Source organism: Pseudoneobacillus rhizosphaerae, from assembly GCF_917563885.1.
In the GTDB taxonomy this organism is placed as follows: Bacteria; Bacillota; Bacilli; order Bacillales; family Cytobacillaceae; genus Pseudoneobacillus; species Pseudoneobacillus rhizosphaerae.
The window spans coordinates 99874-117051 of sequence record NZ_CAKJTG010000007.1 but is presented as its reverse complement, the minus strand read 5'-3'; the positions used below and the strand labels follow the sequence as shown (position 1 = coordinate 117051).

General features: G+C 38.8%; 14 protein-coding genes and 1 riboswitch. Of the genes, 8 read left to right on the top strand and 6 right to left on the bottom strand.

The window, feature by feature from the left end:
- Positions 1-27: 27 nt before the first annotated feature.
- Both LRP83_RS07610 and LRP83_RS07605 read left to right on the top strand, forming a co-directional pair.
- Positions 28-1308, top strand: a complete 1281-nt coding sequence (locus tag LRP83_RS07610) for a hypothetical protein (RefSeq protein ID WP_230496096.1) — start codon at positions 28-30, stop codon at positions 1306-1308.
- On the top strand, positions 1305-1628 hold the full coding sequence (locus LRP83_RS07605) for an EscU/YscU/HrcU family type III secretion system export apparatus switch protein (protein ID WP_230496095.1): 324 nt from the start codon (positions 1305-1307) through the stop codon (positions 1626-1628). The genes LRP83_RS07610 and LRP83_RS07605 overlap by 4 nt, the downstream gene beginning before the upstream one ends.
- A gap of 1111 nt (positions 1629-2739) precedes the next feature.
- On the opposite strand, the gene LRP83_RS07600 is transcribed toward LRP83_RS07605, so the two are convergent.
- The 6 genes from LRP83_RS07600 to LRP83_RS07575 form a co-directional block, all read right to left on the bottom strand.
- Positions 2740-3048: a hypothetical protein gene (locus LRP83_RS07600; RefSeq protein WP_230496094.1), complete on the bottom strand. Its 309-nt coding sequence runs from the start codon at positions 3046-3048 to the stop codon at positions 2740-2742.
- Positions 3029-5443: a hypothetical protein gene (locus LRP83_RS07595; RefSeq protein ID WP_230496093.1), complete on the bottom strand. Its 2415-nt coding sequence runs from the start codon at positions 5441-5443 to the stop codon at positions 3029-3031. Before LRP83_RS07595 ends, LRP83_RS07600 begins: the two co-directional genes overlap by 20 nt.
- Before the next feature lie 80 nt (positions 5444-5523).
- Positions 5524-5608, bottom strand: a riboswitch (cyclic di-GMP riboswitch).
- Between the two features lie 283 nt (positions 5609-5891).
- Positions 5892-6965, bottom strand: coding sequence for an ABC transporter substrate-binding protein (locus tag LRP83_RS07590; protein WP_230496092.1), 1074 nt, complete (start codon positions 6963-6965; stop codon positions 5892-5894).
- Positions 6962-7765: an ABC transporter permease gene (locus LRP83_RS07585; protein WP_230496091.1), complete on the bottom strand. Its 804-nt coding sequence runs from the start codon at positions 7763-7765 to the stop codon at positions 6962-6964. Before LRP83_RS07585 ends, LRP83_RS07590 begins: the two co-directional genes overlap by 4 nt.
- Before the next feature lies 1 nt (position 7766).
- Positions 7767-8570 carry an ABC transporter permease gene (locus LRP83_RS07580; RefSeq protein WP_230496090.1) on the bottom strand — a complete coding sequence of 268 codons (804 nt, stop codon included), beginning with the start codon at positions 8568-8570 and terminating at the stop codon, positions 7767-7769.
- The gene (locus LRP83_RS07575; protein WP_230496089.1) at positions 8560-9672 is read right to left on the bottom strand and encodes an ABC transporter ATP-binding protein; all 1113 of its coding nucleotides are present in this window, start codon (positions 9670-9672) and stop codon (positions 8560-8562) included. The genes LRP83_RS07580 and LRP83_RS07575 overlap by 11 nt, the downstream gene beginning before the upstream one ends.
- A 421-nt stretch (positions 9673-10093) precedes the next feature.
- Here LRP83_RS07575 and LRP83_RS07570 point away from each other — a divergent pair, with 421 nt between their 5' ends.
- The 6 genes from LRP83_RS07570 to opp4C all read left to right on the top strand — a co-directional run bounded on the left by LRP83_RS07570 (position 10094) and on the right by opp4C (position 17173).
- Positions 10094-11401, top strand: a complete 1308-nt coding sequence (locus tag LRP83_RS07570; protein WP_230496088.1) for a M20/M25/M40 family metallo-hydrolase — start codon at positions 10094-10096, stop codon at positions 11399-11401.
- Positions 11398-12597, top strand: a complete 1200-nt coding sequence (locus LRP83_RS07565) for a M24 family metallopeptidase (RefSeq protein WP_230496087.1) — start codon at positions 11398-11400, stop codon at positions 12595-12597. Before LRP83_RS07570 ends, LRP83_RS07565 begins: the two co-directional genes overlap by 4 nt.
- A 4-nt stretch (positions 12598-12601) precedes the next feature.
- The gene (locus LRP83_RS07560) at positions 12602-13891 is read left to right on the top strand and encodes a M20/M25/M40 family metallo-hydrolase (RefSeq protein ID WP_230496086.1); all 1290 of its coding nucleotides are present in this window, start codon (positions 12602-12604) and stop codon (positions 13889-13891) included.
- A gap of 1 nt (position 13892) precedes the next feature.
- On the top strand, positions 13893-15083 hold the full coding sequence (locus tag LRP83_RS07555; RefSeq protein ID WP_230496085.1) for a M24 family metallopeptidase: 1191 nt from the start codon (positions 13893-13895) through the stop codon (positions 15081-15083).
- On the top strand, positions 15084-16043 hold the full coding sequence (locus tag LRP83_RS07550; protein ID WP_230496084.1) for an ABC transporter permease: 960 nt from the start codon (positions 15084-15086) through the stop codon (positions 16041-16043).
- A gap of 209 nt (positions 16044-16252) precedes the next feature.
- Positions 16253-17173 (top strand): oligopeptide ABC transporter permease, encoded by a 921-nt coding sequence (gene opp4C, locus LRP83_RS07545; protein ID WP_230496083.1) that lies wholly within the window; start codon positions 16253-16255, stop codon positions 17171-17173.
- The last annotated feature ends 5 nt before the right edge of the window (positions 17174-17178 follow it).

Here is a 17178-nt window from a genome sequence, read left to right as displayed (position 1 = left end):
TTCACATGCTTCAAAGGAGTTGTGGAAATGAATCCAATACGAATGTTTGATGGCGTTTTTAATACTAATACCTTACATAAAGCCTCGATGGTTTCTTTGCGACCGGGGCAGTTTCTTTATGGTAGTGTGGAGAAACTACTTCCCAATAGTACTGCTATTATTCAATTTGGAAATATGCGATTATTTGCTCAGTTAAAGGCAAACATAAATGTTACTGACAGATATTGGTTTGAAGTTCGTTCTGGTGGGAACGATGGGATTGAGCTTAAGGTGGTAGAGCGGATAGGACAAGATCAAACTGGGAGTCTATTTCTAAAAAATCTTCAACTTCCCGAAACGAAGCAAAATTTGCAACTATTGGAATTTATTTCGTTAAAAAATCTACCTATTTCTAAAGAACAACTAAAGTTAGCTGCAACCTGGGTCACTAATCAAGGAGCTTTGACAAAAGAACTAATGGCACTTGAGTGGATGATAGAAAAGGAGCTCCCGTTTACCAAACCAATTTTTCAATCGCTCGTGGCCGTACAGGAGTCACAATCCTTCTATGAACAATTGGAAAAGGTAGGAAGGTATTTGGAGCAGCCGACGACGGATTCATCAAAGACGATACAATCTTTAAGAGACGTGATTTCTTCTATTCTAGAAAATCCACCTCCTAATGAACTCGAAAGCGGTAAAGCGATTCAGCATTTACTAAGAAACCTAGTCCAATCATTAGGGCTTGAATACGAAAAAGAAGTTCAGTTGTGGACAAATGCCGAACAGGATCCTGCCGAACCGCTTCAGTCATTAAAACCGCTTTTAATGAAGGCAATGATAGAGCTTGGGGAAAATGGCAAAGAAGTAGAGCCCCTTTTAAACCGGTTAACAGGAATGCAATTAATTTCACAGGAATCCATCGGTCCAATGCTGCAAATGGTGTTACAATTGCCTTTTTCCTTTGGGGGGAAGCAATCAGATATTACCCTCCAATGGAGCGGTAGGAAAACCAAAACAGGGCAAATTGATCCCGATTTCTGCAGAATTTTATTTCATTTAGAATTACAGAGTTTAGAACAAACAGTTATTGATATGCAAGTTCAAAACAAAGTGGTTCATCTTTCTGTCATCAATGATAAACGTGAGATTGAACCAATAGTTAAGGCTTTAACTCCAATACTAAAAGAAAAGCTAGAGAGCAATGGCTATATGTTGTCATTTGTAAAAGTGAACCCTACTTTTGATAAAAACCAAATTGGAGTGCCACAACCGAATCCTATGAATCTTTCGACGGATGTATACAAAAGGGTGGACATTAAAATATGAATAAAAAAAATAGTAATACCAAACCACTAAAAGCCGTTGCTCTTTCCTATGATTCTATTCAGCAAGCAGCACCAAAAGTAACGGCAAAAGGAAGCGGATTAGTTGCAAGTAACATTATCCAAAAAGCGAAAGAACATCGAATCCCACTCCAAGAAGACCCATCCTTAGTAGAACTATTAAGCCAGCTAAAAATCAACCAAACCATCCCTGAACAGCTGTATAGCGCCGTAGCAGAGGTCTTTGCCTTTATGTATCATGTCGACAGGGAACATTCAAAGAAGCATGGGGACGGTTCTTTTGCTTCAACTAAAGATAATTAATGGCAGAACAGGGGAACGGTTCGTTATCACTGGAATAGTAAATTTTTGGTAAAGGGGGAAGCTAAGTACCTATCGGCAAGAGGTCTTTGGCTTCCTTTTTTATCTGTATATTTATTAAAATCTGCAAAATTTGGAGGAATTATCTGGTGAAAGAGGATAATTTACAAAAATGAGTGATACATAGGCAAAAGCAGTTAATGCATCACCATAAGATAAAGTTGGTGTAAGGTATTAATTGATTATTTGCGGGTTATCAACTGTTTTTTTGTGATTATCAACCATTATTTACAGTTTATCAACCGTTTCTTCAAGTTTATCAACCGTTTTGCCTAAATTATCAACATTCGACAATCAATTCACCCCCAAAGGCAGCATGACGGGTTCAAGATTACCAAAAAAAATGTGAGTACCCACTTTTTCAGTAGCCTTGGGCTGTTTTCGTGCTTCCCCCGAGCTTTAGTTTAGGCCTTTTTCTTATTGATTGTTGTTTTTCATATAATAACCAGCCGATTTCGGCTCATTATGCTTGAATGATTGAATGGGCCAATTCCGTTTCACTGATTTTTTTCCTAAAACGGATATCAATTGGACCTTTAGTTACCGTTTTTCAGATTTTTTCGTAAAACAGGCATCAAATGGCCTTTTAGTTACCGTTTTTCAGATTTTTTTCGTAAAACAGGCATCAAATGGCCTTTTAGTTACCGTTTTTCGGATTTTTTTCGTAAAACGGGCATCAAACGGACTTTTAGTTACCGCTTTTCAGATTTTTCGTAAAACGGGCATCAAACGCACTTAGTTACCATTTTCAGATTTTCTCAATAAAACGGACATCAATCGAATCTTTAATGTCCAAATAGCCACTGATTCCGGATCACTTTGTCTACCTATCTAAAATTTGTACTAAAGAGTACACAAAATAGTGAAAGCAATAAAGTTTACGAAAAGAGACTTAGTTTAAGAAGCCTTTCTTGTTCGAGGAACAAACTAAAAAATCGCATGGTGGCTGAAATTCAGCATCATCATGCGATTTTTTTCTATTTAGATATCAGTGTTCTAAGACAAAGCAGCTAGAAATGAAGCGGAAGAAAACGACCCAACGCTTCCCCATGCTTCAACCTAAATTATTGAAAGTAGTACCATCCGGGTTGGATTGAATGTAGCCGCCGCCTTCATCGACGGTTAGGTCATGATGTGTATTTCCGTCGCCATCTCTCCAATAACCATCAACATGTGTGCCGTCGCTTCGGGTGTGGTCCTGCACATAATGAGGATCTACGTGATGAATATTCGCAGATGCATTATTCCCAGGTAATTCGTTTGAATGTTGAAATGGGTTCTGAGCGGCGGCACCTTCATGTATCTGACTTTCCTCTACTTTTCCCATATTTTCAAATGGGTCATTACTTTGTGGCTGTCTCAATGGATTTTGGAACATGGCCTGTTACCTCCTGCTGGAATTGTTCAATAAATAATTCACTTCTATTGACGCAAGTGTGTGTTAATTCAACTAGTTCACTTTTTCTTACAAGTACGGAATCATCTATCGGTAATTGCTTATAGGTGTAATACTGGCTTATTTTTTGAAAAAGATTTTCTTTTACTCTAGGAGACTGAAGGTATAACCTATTCTCTTGATTCACTAGATTAAACGTTTGATAGATGGAATGATTCGTTTCTGATATATAAAATGGCAGTAGCGTTTGGATTAAATGTTCCAGCGAATCAAGTGCTTTCCCAACAAAAAAGTCTAATCGATTATCTTCATTTCGCTTTCTGAGTTCCTCTTGCTTTGTGGCATCCTCTTGACGGAAAAAGGTATTTACAGCTGAGAATATTCCTCCAAGTAGTAGAGCGGGTACAGCAACAGGTGCTACTAGGATAGAGGCAGCTCCTAATCCAACAAGTGTGGTAGAAAAAGCTATATCCCTGTTAGTTTTATCTTTTATTAATTGACTGTAATCCTCTCGAGGAATAAGGACAAATGAAACTGCTGAAACAGAGCCTTCAATTTCATTTAGTGAGCGATTTATTTGCCCTGTTATTCCCATTAAACCTCTTTGCAAGTTTTTATAAGATAGGGAAGCGGTAGGATCTTGATTTCCAATGATTTCTTCCATTTCCCTTTCTAGAACGGATGGTAAATAAATCGATATCGTATCAAAGTGCTTCTTTAGTGCTTGAATAGAGTAGAATAAGTAATTAATAATTTTTCCATTTTTAATATCACGATTTATATCACTTTCTAAAATTTCTTGAAGTCCTCGATGCATCGCAAATATTTGCCCAAAGAATTGATATAGAATGTAGTCATTTACTTGTCTGCTATAACTTAGAAATAATTGCTCTGCCGATACAACTTCTAAAGCTTTATGCTTAGAGTAGTAATAGGTTTTATGAATAAAATCTTTAATCATGTTATTGGGCACATAAAGGATAAAGTCTTGTGGCTTATTCTTTATTTTGATGGTAATTTCAGAGAAAATCGAATCTTCATCCCCATATTTGGAAATGGAAATGTTGATAATATCTTCGTTTTGAAAATGGAAGCTCTTAACAGGACTCTGTTTAAATACTATTCGCTCTTCATCTTGGCTAATTAAATAGGGTTCATAAGTAGGTGTGTAGCCAATGATTTGATTGTTTTCTTTGCCAGTTTGTTTTAGCTCAATTAATTTCTCTTCATTCAATTGTAATAAGGCTATCTCTTGCTCATGATGGATAAAAAGGTTATATTGATCTAGTAGCAGACCATAATCGTTCAGATTGAATGGAAGAAGCTTTAATCCCCGACTGGTAACCAAGGTAAGATTGGTACCTTCACTTATTAAGCTGACGTCCTCTGTTTGCCACTTTTCTCCTAGCAAGGTTCCGTTTAAATGGCCAATATGATACCTGAAGAAGGAGCTGTTTTTGGTTAAATAGTTAGTTATATATTCTTCTAGTTTGAATTGGTTAACATCTATTAGGTAAATTGATTGGTCATTTTTTAGTGCCGATTTCTGGTCTGACTTGCTAAAATGGACCTTTGTTGTTGCACGATCTAGCTTGATTATCAACTCTTCTTTCATCTCATTAATCAGGTAAATATGTTCAGAATCAAAGCATAAAGCTATTTTTTGATTACGATGTTGCTGTCCCGATATATTTGCTTTGAGTGTTGTGGTATAGATGTCTGAAACATCACCGATCATTTGAAAGATAGTAGGGTGTGTTATGAACTTGTCAATTAGCTTGTTTATTAACCCACTATCAAATAGAAATAACTTAAAACTTCTTAGAGTCATCTCGCCAACATGGAAAATTCCTGTTATTTCGATAAATAATCCTTTCTTTTCAATATTTTTCACTCGAAAGAAAGGGACTTCAATATGTCCTTGTGTTAATTTTAGTTTATCGTTTTCTAGTATTAGCTCATCTATTAGAGTGTGGTTAATATTATTTTCATCTTTATATTGGTAAATACAGTTTGTTTTCTCTGAAAAAGTAAACAGAAGCTTATTACTAGGGACTTTTTCATAAATTTTAATAAAAGAGTGACTGGATAATTCCGTTTTAAAAGTAAAACTCTCGCCAACCATACTGCTTAGACTAATCGTATTTTTTTCTAACGTAACGATGATTAAATTTGAATAGGTCTTGAGCTGTATTTCTCCAAATAGACCACCGGTATCATGGGCAAAAACTCTGCCTTGATTCGTTATACAAAAGCTTTTTGTTCCCACAATGGACTTGTTTGGAAAGTTAAAAACGTCACCAGCATCAAAAACGGAATACTCTCCCGTGTAAAAGTTACTACTAATAGCTGCAATCGTCATGCCAGACCCTTCTCTCTCATTTTCATAACCCGCAAAAAAATAAACGCCCACAAAAGGGGGCGCGTGAAGATCTACTAACTAGATACAACTGGCTGGCATCTCGTAATCGAATAAGCCCCTCTAGTTTTGCGTCCTACCTTTTCAAGTAGTTTGCCAATATATTAGATTGATATAGTAATTATTACCTATATTAACACTTATTGTAACCTTTGTTCCAACTATTTTTGTTATATTTTATTACCAACTGTTTTTGTAATATATTGGGTTTGATACTACTAAAACAGGATTATTTGTAATGGGTGGTTAAACAAAAGAAGCGCATAATGGTTGAAGTAACTTTCAAGCCAATATGCGCTTTGATTATTAATGTAGCTACTAGTTTTCTAAATAAATGATGAACGAGAACGGTACCCAAACACCCATGAGGCGCGAGAAACGTCCCCATGCCTCACTTCCGATGCATCTTAAATTCCAAAAATAATTCATTGTAATAAGCCAAGTTCTTCTTGCCAAGATTCTCATATACCTCAAGCTTTTCTGTTAGTTCTGCTGGAGGGTAGAAGCGTTGGTCGTTTACCATTTCTTCTGGCATGTGCTTAAGGGCTTCCTTGTTAGGAGTTGAATAGGATACATATTCGGTGTTTTGGGCTGCAATTTTTGCATCAAGGATGAAGTTGATGAATTGGTGGGCAGCCTCTACATTTTTCGCCGTTTTTGGAATGACCATATTGTCGAACCACAGGTTAGAGCCTTCCTTCGGGACGACGTATTCTAGCTCCTCATTTTCGTACATAATTTCAGAGGCAACGCCAGACCAAACAAGTCCGATGGCTGCTTCTCTATTTTCTAAAAGCGTGCGAGCCTCGTCTCCAACAATTGCTTTAACATTAGGAGTTAGGGAATCGAGCTTTTCCTTTGCTTCCCGTAAGTGTTCTTTGTTTATATCATTAAGGGAATAGCCAAGGCTGTTGAGCCCCATTCCAATCACTTCTCTAGCTCCATCAATTAGAAAAATTTCATTTTTTAATTTTGGATTCCAAAGATCATTCCAGCTGTCAATTTCTATTCCATCGAGCATAGTTGAATTGTACACAATACCGACAGTGCCCCAGAAATAAGGAACAGAAAACTTGTTATCTGGGTCGAAGGGAAGGTCCATGAAGCGCTCATCGATATTTTTTAAGTTGGGTAGCTTAGAATGGTCGAGAGTGATGAGCAAATTCTCTTGACGCATTTTATCAATCATATACTCGGATGGGACAGCAATATCATAGGTCGTCCCACCTTGTTCAATCTTTGTCATCATCGCTTCATTGCTATCAAAGGTTTCATAGATGACCTTGACACCCGTTTCGTCTTCAAACTGTTTCACAAGAGTCGCATCGATATAATCGCCCCAGTTAAAAATCGTTAATGTATTGCCACTTGTTAAGCCCTGGGCGGCATTCATTCTTGAAATCGTAAGGAGCAAAATCGCCGAAGCGAGGGAGACCAATAGAAAAACATTCAACAGCTTTCTCATTTTCTCCCTCCTAGAACTGGTTTTTGTTGACGTTGGTTAATAAAGTAGTAAATAACCACTAATATCAATGTAAATAAGAATAATAAAGTGGATAACGCATTGATATTGAGTGAAATTCCCCGTCTAGCTAGTGAGTAAATTTCGACGGATAAGGTGCTAAAGCCATTTCCGGTTACGAAAAAAGTGACGGCGAAATCATCTAATGAAAACGTCAATGCCATGAAAAATCCCGCGAAGATCCCTGGTGTGATATACGGTAACACAACTTTGGTAATCACATCTAGGCGACTTGCCCCAAGATCTCTGGCCGCATCCAATAACGTCGGGCTCATTTCTGATAATTTTGGCAACACCATTAATACGACAATCGGTACACAAAAAGCGATATGCGATAGCAGAACTGAATAAAAGCCAAGCTTAATTCCCGCCATCGTAAATAAAACTAAGAAGGATGCCCCAATTATCACATCAGGACTGACGATTAACACATTGTTAATCGATAACAACGTATTCTTCGTTTGCCGTCTGCGAGCGGCATGAATGCCTAATGCCCCCATTACACCAATAATTGTTGAAAAAAGTGCAGCCAACAACGCGACGACTAATGTATTAAGGACAATGATTAATAGTCTTGTGTCCTGAAACAATTCCTTATACCAATCAAAGGTAAAGCCCTCGAAATTATTCATATTTCCACCGCTATTAAACGAGTAGAAAATCAAGAAGAAGATAGGTGCATACAGGATGAAAAAGATGATTACTAAAAAGATTTTTGATACTGGCGTAATTTTTCGATCCAAGTTACACACCTCTCTTCTTTGTTCCAGTTAGAAACATAATCAGGAACATAAATATAATTAAAAACACAGCAATCGTTGAACCCATTCCCCAATCCTGTGTAACGAGGAAATGCTGTTCAATCGCCGTTCCAAGTGTAATCACGCGATTTCCAGCAATTAAGCGAGTTAACATGAACAAGGAAAGTGCTGGGATAAATACAACTTGACAGCCTGACTTCACGCCATCAATCGTTAACGGAAAAATAACCCGTTTAAACGTCATCCATTTCGATGCTCCTAAATCATTGGCGGCATCTAAAAGCGTTGGGTTCAGCTGATTTAATGAGTTAAAGATTGGCAAAATCATAAACGGAATGAAAATATAAACCGATACAAAAATAAAGCTAAAATCAGTGAAAAGGATTTGTTGTGTACCGATTCCAATCAATTCTAAAAACTGATTAGCCGCCCCGAACGTACCGAAAATCCCCAAAAAGGCGTACGCTTTTAACAATAAATTAATCCAAGACGGAACGATGATTAACAATAGCCAAAGATGCTTATGTTTCGTTTTCGTTAAAAGATAAGCTGTCGGATAAGCGACCAACAAGGTAATCGCGGTAATTAAAAATGCGTACCAAAACGAACTTAACGTCATTTTTAAATAGACGGGTGTGAAAAACTTTTGATAGTTGTCAAGCGACAGCTGCCCCTCAATATTGAAAAAAGAATAATAGAGAACGAGCAAAATCGGCGCGATGACAAATAAGACAATCCAAAGCACATACGGCACCATATATAATTGACGGGTGACTTTATTTTCCATGGCCAGACCCATCCGTATAAGCTTCTAATCGTTTATCAAATTCTTCCTCCGTCTCATTAAAGCGCATAACATGAATCGCTTCCGGATCAAAGTACAAACCAATTTCCTCGCCGACAACTGCTTTTTTCGTCGAATGAACGAGCCACTCATTGCCATCCTGGTCATAGCTACTAATTTCGTAATGAACCCCTCGGAATAACTGGGAATCCACTTTTACTTGAAGTTTCCCTCGTTCAACGGTGGTAATTTCTAAATCCTCTGGACGGATGACGATTTCAACCGGTTCATTGCTTTGGAACCCTCCATCGACACACTCAAAGCGTTTGCCAACCATCTCGACTAATTGATCCTGAACCATTTTTCCTGTTACAATATTCGATTCCCCAATAAAATCAGCGACAAAGCGGTTTATTGGTTCATCATAAATATCTGTCGGCGTGCCGCTTTGCTGAATTTTCCCTTTGTTGATAACGAAAATTTCATCCGACATTGCGAGAGCTTCCTCTTGATCATGTGTCACAAAAATAAACGTAATCCCCAGACGACGCTGCAGCTCACGCAATTCATACTGCATTTCAGTACGCAGCTTTAAATCCAGTGCGGACAACGGTTCATCCAGAAGAATCACCTCTGGCTCATTCACAATCGCACGAGCAATGGCCACACGCTGGCGCTGACCACCTGACATTTCACGAATTTCTCTATTTTCATAGCCTTCTAGGTTGACGAAGCTAAGTGCTTCCTTAACCTTCTGCTCAATCTCTGCATTTTTCATTTTTTTAATACGTAACCCGAAAGCCACATTTTCAAATACATTTAAATGAGGGAATAAGGCGTAATCCTGAAAAACCGTATTCACTTGTCGTTTATTGGCAGGAACATGATTCGTGATTTTATTATTAAAATAAATTTCTCCATCAGATGCCTCAGTGAATCCTGCGATTAATCGCAAAATCGTCGTCTTTCCGCACCCAGATGGACCAAGCAACGTATAAAACTTCCCTCGCTCAATCTCAAAACTCACATCATCTAAAACAGGTGGATCATTGTCATACTGCTTCGTGACGCTCTTAAATTCGATAATAGCATTCGCCATATTCATTAACCTCCCATTTTCAAAACTTCTTAACTATCCTTAAATGCGAATTATGTCAAGTTTTGTCATATCATATCATATAAATCGTGCTTAGGGTACCGAGAAGCATGGGATGGTATCGTGCCTCATTTAAAAGTTTAGTTTGAGCAAGAGTAACACAATTGCTTCAGTTTTATAAATATAATTTGAGAATTGCATATGGGTGAAATGATTTTAGAACCATCATTCTATTTTTTATTTTTGTTTTGGTGATGTTAGTTTATAGGCATAGAAGTGAAGCGCTAGAACCATCCCCATGCTTCTGCTTCACACCCATACTTCGTTAATATTTCAGAAAATTTAGTTAAGTGTAAACTAGTTTACATCATGTACCTAGTTGATATTAATATAATTGCTTTAACGAATCGAATTAAAAAGGAAGATTTATATGATTGATTGGAATAGAGTGAAGACTATGGCTTCAGAGTATTTAAGTGAGTTGATTCAAATTGATACGAGCAAACGAAATGAAATGTTGGCCGTTAACTGGTTGAAGAACAAAGCGGAGCAACATGGTCTCTTTACGTTTGTACAAACTACCGCTGATAACCGTGGGAATATCATTATTTCACTTAAACCAGATTACCATCAACCAATAGTTTTACTTTCCCATCTTGATGTCGTACCTGCAAAGGAAGAGGATTGGGAAATCCTTCCTTTTTCTGGAGCCATCATAAATGATGTCATTTGGGGGAGAGGTACGATTGATACAAAGCAACTAACCATTACACATCTTCTAGTGCTAATCCTTATTAAAGAGCATCAACTTAAATTACAACATGATGTCATCCTTATTGCCACTTCTGACGAAGAAAATGGTAGTGAATTTGGATTGTTAGCCTTGTTAACCCAATCTGCCACACTATTTAATGGGACTATTGTCTTTAATGAAGGTGGTGGTTTCCCTATCCTAATTGAAGACCAAGCCTATTATTTATGCGAGATGGGTCAGAAGGGGAGAGCTGTTATTAAAATCGCGGCTCAACAGGAACAGGTGGAAAATCCTTATCTACCTAATAATAGTTCTTCAAAGACGATGACAAGGACAATCGAGCGATTCCATTTATCGAATCTACCAGAACAGGTTCCAGCTATTAGTCAGTTATTGATGAAAACGATAGGAAAACAGTTGAATATCACCGAAAATCTCACAACCGAACTCTTCTTAGAACATATCCCAGTACATCTACATTCTCTCTTCAAAGCAATGACAAAGACTACTTTTTCCATTACAAGATGGTCAGGAGGTAGGAAACACCCAACGCTAAATGGCCTTTCAGAAATCTATATCGATTGTCGAACCTTACCTAGTGTGACATTCGACCAACTTCAAGATTATCTCAATATTAGTGTAAAGGATCTGCCGGTACAGGTTGAAATCCTCGAATTTTCCCAAGGGTATGAAATGGAAATCAAACCAAAAGATTTAGTGCTCTTTGAAACAATTTTAACGAAAAAAGTATCTCATGCCAAAGTCGTACCTTTCCTATCTATTGGAGGAAGTGATTCCAGGCATATATATCGTTTAGATACCCAGGTGTATGGCTATTGCCCGATGTTACCTGATATGACGTTTGATCGAGTTATTAAAATGGTTCACGGAACTAACGAATCTCTACCATTGGACTCTTTATTATTCGGTATTCAGAACATGTTGGACATTGTGACCACGATTGAAAGGAGTGTTGAAGAATGATAGGAATTAGCAGCATCTCTTCTGAAAAATTAAAACAGGCGGAACAGCTACTTAGGGAGCAGCAAATTGATTGTTGGTTAATTTTAACACGAGAAGGATCGGATCCCTCTTTGCCATTAGTGGTAGGTGCTAGATCTGTTCACCAAGCAGCAATCTTTATTTGCAGCAATGGAAAACATAGCGTCATTTCTTCTGTTAGTGATAAAGGTAATTATGAATCTCTAGGCTTATTTCATGAGGTTATTGCCTATGAAGCTAGTATAGAAGAAACCTTTCTGAATCAACTACAGTACCTTAATCCGACGAAATTAGCTTTAAATATATCGGAGAGTGACCACCTATGTGATGGGTTAACGCAAGGTTTGTATGAGTGGCTTGAGAGTACAGTTGGTAGGGAAAAATTACTAGAAATTGAGGTTTCTAGTGAAGCGATTTTAAAAAGATTAAGAAGTGTGAAAACACAATCAGAGCTTGAGTGTATCCAACAGGCAATTGAATACACGACTACTATATTTGATGAAGTGTTTAACCAAATACAATGTGGGATGACGGAAATTGAGATTGGTCAATTATTTGTAACGGCGATGAAGAAACGAGGGGTTACAAATGGGCTAGGAAATTCCGATGACCCTCCACTTGTATGTACGGTGAGAAATGGATTAGCTCATCGGAAGCCGGGGAACTATCAAACACAGCCTGGTGACATCATTATTATTGATTTTAGCTTACGGTATAAAGATTATGTTTCAGATATTGCCCGCACCTGTTATCTATTAAAACCTGATGAGGAATGTGCACCTGAAGATATTCAAAAGGCTTTCGATACAGCGATTTTGGCTATTAGCAAATCGATAGAAGCTCTCCAACCAGGAAAAATGGGATACGAAGTGGATGCAGTTGGAAGAAAGGCGATTGAAGAGGGAGGATATCCGACGATTCGCCATTCAGTTGGTCATCAGATTGGTCGAGCTACCCATGATGGCGGGACGATTCTTGGTCCAAGACGAATACCACTAAGACCTGAGGTGGAGGGAACGATTGAGGTAAATGAGGTCTATGCGATCGAACCGACTGTTATTCAGGATGATGGGCTTCCTTGTATTTTAGTAGAAGAGAACGTGTTAGTGACAAATGAAGGACCAAGGATTCTTAGTAGAAGACAGACCGAGCTTGTACTAATTCCTTTTACTAGGTGATGGGATGATGGAACTCAATCCTATTCAGCTTTTTCAAAAGTTGATTCAAATTGATACAACAAACGAGCTTGGAACGGAAAAAGACGCTGCGCTTTTTCTATATGAATGGTTAACGAAGCTAGGGATACAAGCTGAAATCATTTACAGTCCGAATGGCCGAGCCAATCTTATAGCAAGGTTAGAGGCAGGAAATACGTTACCTCAAGCTCGAGAACCACTAGTTCTCTTGTCCCATTTAGACGTTGTTTCGGCGCAGGAGGAAGATTGGACGTATCCACCTTTCTCAGGAACACTCCATGATGGGAAGATTTGGGGGAGAGGAACGCTCGATACTAAGCAATTGACCGTCATGCATCTAAATGCCTTTCTCCAATTAAATAAGAAGAAGTCCTTGCTCAATCGAAATGTCTATTTCCTAGCAACAGCAGATGAGGAAAATGGAAGTCGAGAAGGAATGGAGTTCCTTGCTAAGTATTACCCTGAGATTTTTCGGAATGCAACCGTGTTAAGTGAGGGTGGAGGCTTTACACTGTGTGGAGATTTAGAGCACGAATACATGCTATTTGCTTCAGGTGAGAAAGGAACGGCTAAGGTAGCCATTCAAACGAGGGGGATAGGCGGGCATGCAGGGAGTCCGCCTGATGACCAGGCTATTCTCAAACTATCAAAGGTGATTAACGATCTAACCGATATAGATTTTCCAAATAAGATTTATCCAGTGATAACTGCTTTTCAAAAGGGAATTCAGCACGAACGGTTTGCAACTAGACCAAAAGATGGTGAGCTTTCAACCAAACTCTATGATTATATGCAAAGTCCCACTCTTATGGTAGAGAACATCCAAATAGGTGATCAGATTAACGTCATTCCTTATAAATCAGAAGCCCTAATGGAATTTCGGACTTTACCGCACCAAGACAAGGATGAAGTGTTGGAAATGTTCACGACTTTATTTAAAGGATTTGATCTAGAATGGGAGCTGATTTATTTTCAAAAAGGGTATGAAAGTCAAGTTGATTCACCCCTTATGCAGGTCTTTCAGGAAAAGGCAAAGTGTATTGGTTTCATGGGAGATTGGATTCCGTTCACAGCACTTGGTAAGACGGATGGGCGCTTTATCAGTGAATTAGCCGGAAATATTTATGGGCTTTCACCGCTGTTAACTCCATTCACAGAGGTGCTTAAAAGAGTGCATAACAAGGATGAATGTTTAGAGGTCGATTCGTTCCTATTTGGAGTTCAACTGATGGAAAGTGTGTTAGACGAATACTGCATAAATAGCGGAGGTGGATGAAATGTATCAAGTTCAAAGGGAGAAAATGGATCAGGCCGTTCACTATCTACAGGAACATAACATCGATTTGTGGTTAATTTATACGTCTGAAGGAAGTGATCCTTGTATCCCACTAATTACAGGTGTAGGAACGGTTGGGCCAGGAGCCTTCTTATTGACTAGAAGTGGCAAGCGGATGGCTGTTTGCAGTAGTATTGATGCCCAGGATTTAGAGGAATCACAGTTATTTGATGAAGTTCACAAATATACGAATGGATTGGCAGAGACATTACAAAAACAAATTCAACATCTGTCTCCACAATCCATTGCGTTAAATATCTCAAAAGAGGAGCACTTAGGTGATGGGTTAACGGCTGGAAGATATCGTTGGCTTACCAAAACTCTCGCACCAGTCTTTAAAGGATCCTATGTGTCTTCCGAAAGTTTCCTTTCTAAGCTAAGAGCTATTAAATCTCACACTGAGGTTCAGCGAATTCAAAAAGCCATCGATGTTACACAAGATATCTATCAAGCTGTCTTTGAAAAACTAACAGTAGGAATGACTGAAAGACAGGCAGGGAGTTTATTTGTGGAAGAAATGGCGGCAAGAGGTGTTGTTAATGGGATTGATCGACAATTGTCCCTCCCTATCGTGATGAAAGAAAATATTGCACATCGCGCTCCAGGGGATGCTGTCATAGAAGTAGGCGATTTAGTTATTTTTGATTTTAGTGTAGAAGTGGATGGCTATGTTTCTGATATTGCTCGAACCGTTTATTTTGCAAAGCCAGGGGAAGAGGAAGCTCCAGTTGTGATTCAAAACGCTTTTCGGACCGTTCATGAGGGGATTTCACGAGCAGCAGCGATGATTAAAGCGGGAGCAAAGGGGTATGAAGTGGATCAGGCGGCAAGAAGCTTTTATGTATCGGAGGGATATCCGGAAATTACCCATGCTACCGGACATCAGATCGGAATGGCCGTCCATGACGGAGGAGCACTACTAGGTCCACGATGGCAACGATATGGTAAAGCCCCCTATCAAACGATTGAGGCAGGAATGGTGTTTACCATTGAACCAACCTTATTTCTAGATAACGGAATTCATTTTATTGTGGAGGAGAATGTGGTTGTAACGGAAGAAGGGATGAAGTATCTGTCTACCCGGCAAAATGAACTCATTATTATTTCCTATGAGAACGTTGGGGTGAAGTAGGTGAAAAAGTATGTACTGAAACGCTTGCTTCAATCCATTCCGATTTTAATAGGAATTACGATTATGACCTTTTCAATCATGCAACTCGCCCCAGGGAATCCGATGCAAACCATGATCAACCCGAAGATATCAGCTGAAGAAATGCAAAGAGCTCAAGAAAAGCTAGGTTTTAATGACCCATTATACATTCAATATTTCAAATGGATGAAGGAAGTGGCACAAGGAAATCTCGGTTATACAGTTAAAACGGGCCAACCGGTAGGAAAGTTAATTTTAGAACGGCTTCCTGCTACCTTATTACTAACTGGCACTGCCTTCCTCATGGCCTTTTCCATCGGGGTTCCATTAGGGGTATACTCGGCCACGCACCGATATAGGCTACCCGATTATGTGTTAACGGTATTTTCGTTTATTGGAATCTCGATTCCATCCTTCTTTTTTGGATTAGGAATGATCTTTGTTTTTGCCCTGAAGTTTGGGTGGCTGCCAACATCAGGGATGATTACCATTGGAGCTGACCATACAGGGTACGCCCTATTCTTGGATTATTTGAAGCATGTGATTATGCCGGCTACTGTTTTAGCACTACCAACGATTGCCGTTGTCATGAGATTTACACGCTCTAGTTTATTAGAGGTATTGAACCAGGATTTTATTCGGACCGCAGATGCTAAGGGATTGAGTCAGCAAAAGGTTTATTTAAAACATGCGTTACGAAATGCTTTAATTCCAGTTATCACTGTATTCGGACTCTCCATTCCGTTTTTGTTTGGTGGTGCTTATATTACCGAGCATATCTTTAATTGGCCAGGAATGGGAAGTCTCGGTATTCAATCGATTGTGGCAAGGGAATATCCAGTTATCATGGCTTTAAATTTATTTACCTCGATGCTCGTGATGTTCGGGAATTTACTTGCGGATGTTATGTATGCATGGACAGATCCGCGAATCCGATATTAAAGGCTGTTTTCGCAGAGATTGTTGCTTTTCGAACACAGACTAATTCCCGTATCAAATATGGGTTTCGTGCTCTTTTCCTTACTCAAAAGGAATTCACTCTTTAGAAATTAGTAGTTAAAGTCGTAAAAATCCAAATGCCGATTTTTACTTTAATAGCAACAAAGTTTACGAAAAGAGCCTTATAAAAAAACTTGTAAGGGGGGGTAACGTTGAATGGGAGCGTGGGTATATCGCAAGAGACTGTAACCGTTTCTTCAATTGAAAAACAAACATGGCGAAACAATGCCTCGTGGAAACGTTTTAAAAAGAATAAGTTGGCTTTATTCGGAGCGTTTATTTTATTATTCTTACTCTTCGTTGCAGCGATCTCTCCGCTAGTTGCTCCATATGACCCGTATGTATCTAATGTTAATGAGTTAGGTGGATATGATGTTTTAGCGCCACCTTCTTCAGAGCACTTATTAGGAACGGATAGTTTAGGTAGGGACATGTTAAGCCGAATTATTTACGGTGGGCGAGTTTCCTTAAGTGTAGCTTTTGTAGCTGTCATGATTGCCACTGTAACAGGGATCATTCTCGGTGTGATCGCAGGCTACTATGGAAAATGGGTAGATACGCTCATTATGCGGATTACAGATGTGGTTATCTGCTTTCCAGTTTTATTTTTGGCGATTACGGTTGCCACCATCCTTAAGCCTAGTCTATTTAATGTCATGATTATTATAGGTTTAGTTAGCTGGACGACCATGACCCGTCTAGTTCGAGGTGAAGTGCTAAAGCTTCGTGAAATGGAGTATATTGAAGCGGCAAAGGCGATGGGGCAGAGAAATTCAATTATCATTTTTAGGCATATTCTTCCTAATATCTTGGCTCCGATCGTCGTTCAAGCCACTTTACAAACAGCAGAGGCCATTCTAACGGAATCAGCCCTTAGCTTTCTAGGTGTAGGCGTTCAACAACCTGTGCCAAGTTGGGGGAATATGCTGAATGAAGCAACTTCTATTATGGTTCTTCAATTTAAACCTTGGGTATGGGCTCCAGCAGGATTTGCAATTTTACTAACGATACTAAGTATTAACTTTGTTGGCGATGGGTTAAGAGATGCTATGGATCCAAAAGTGAAAAATTAAATAAT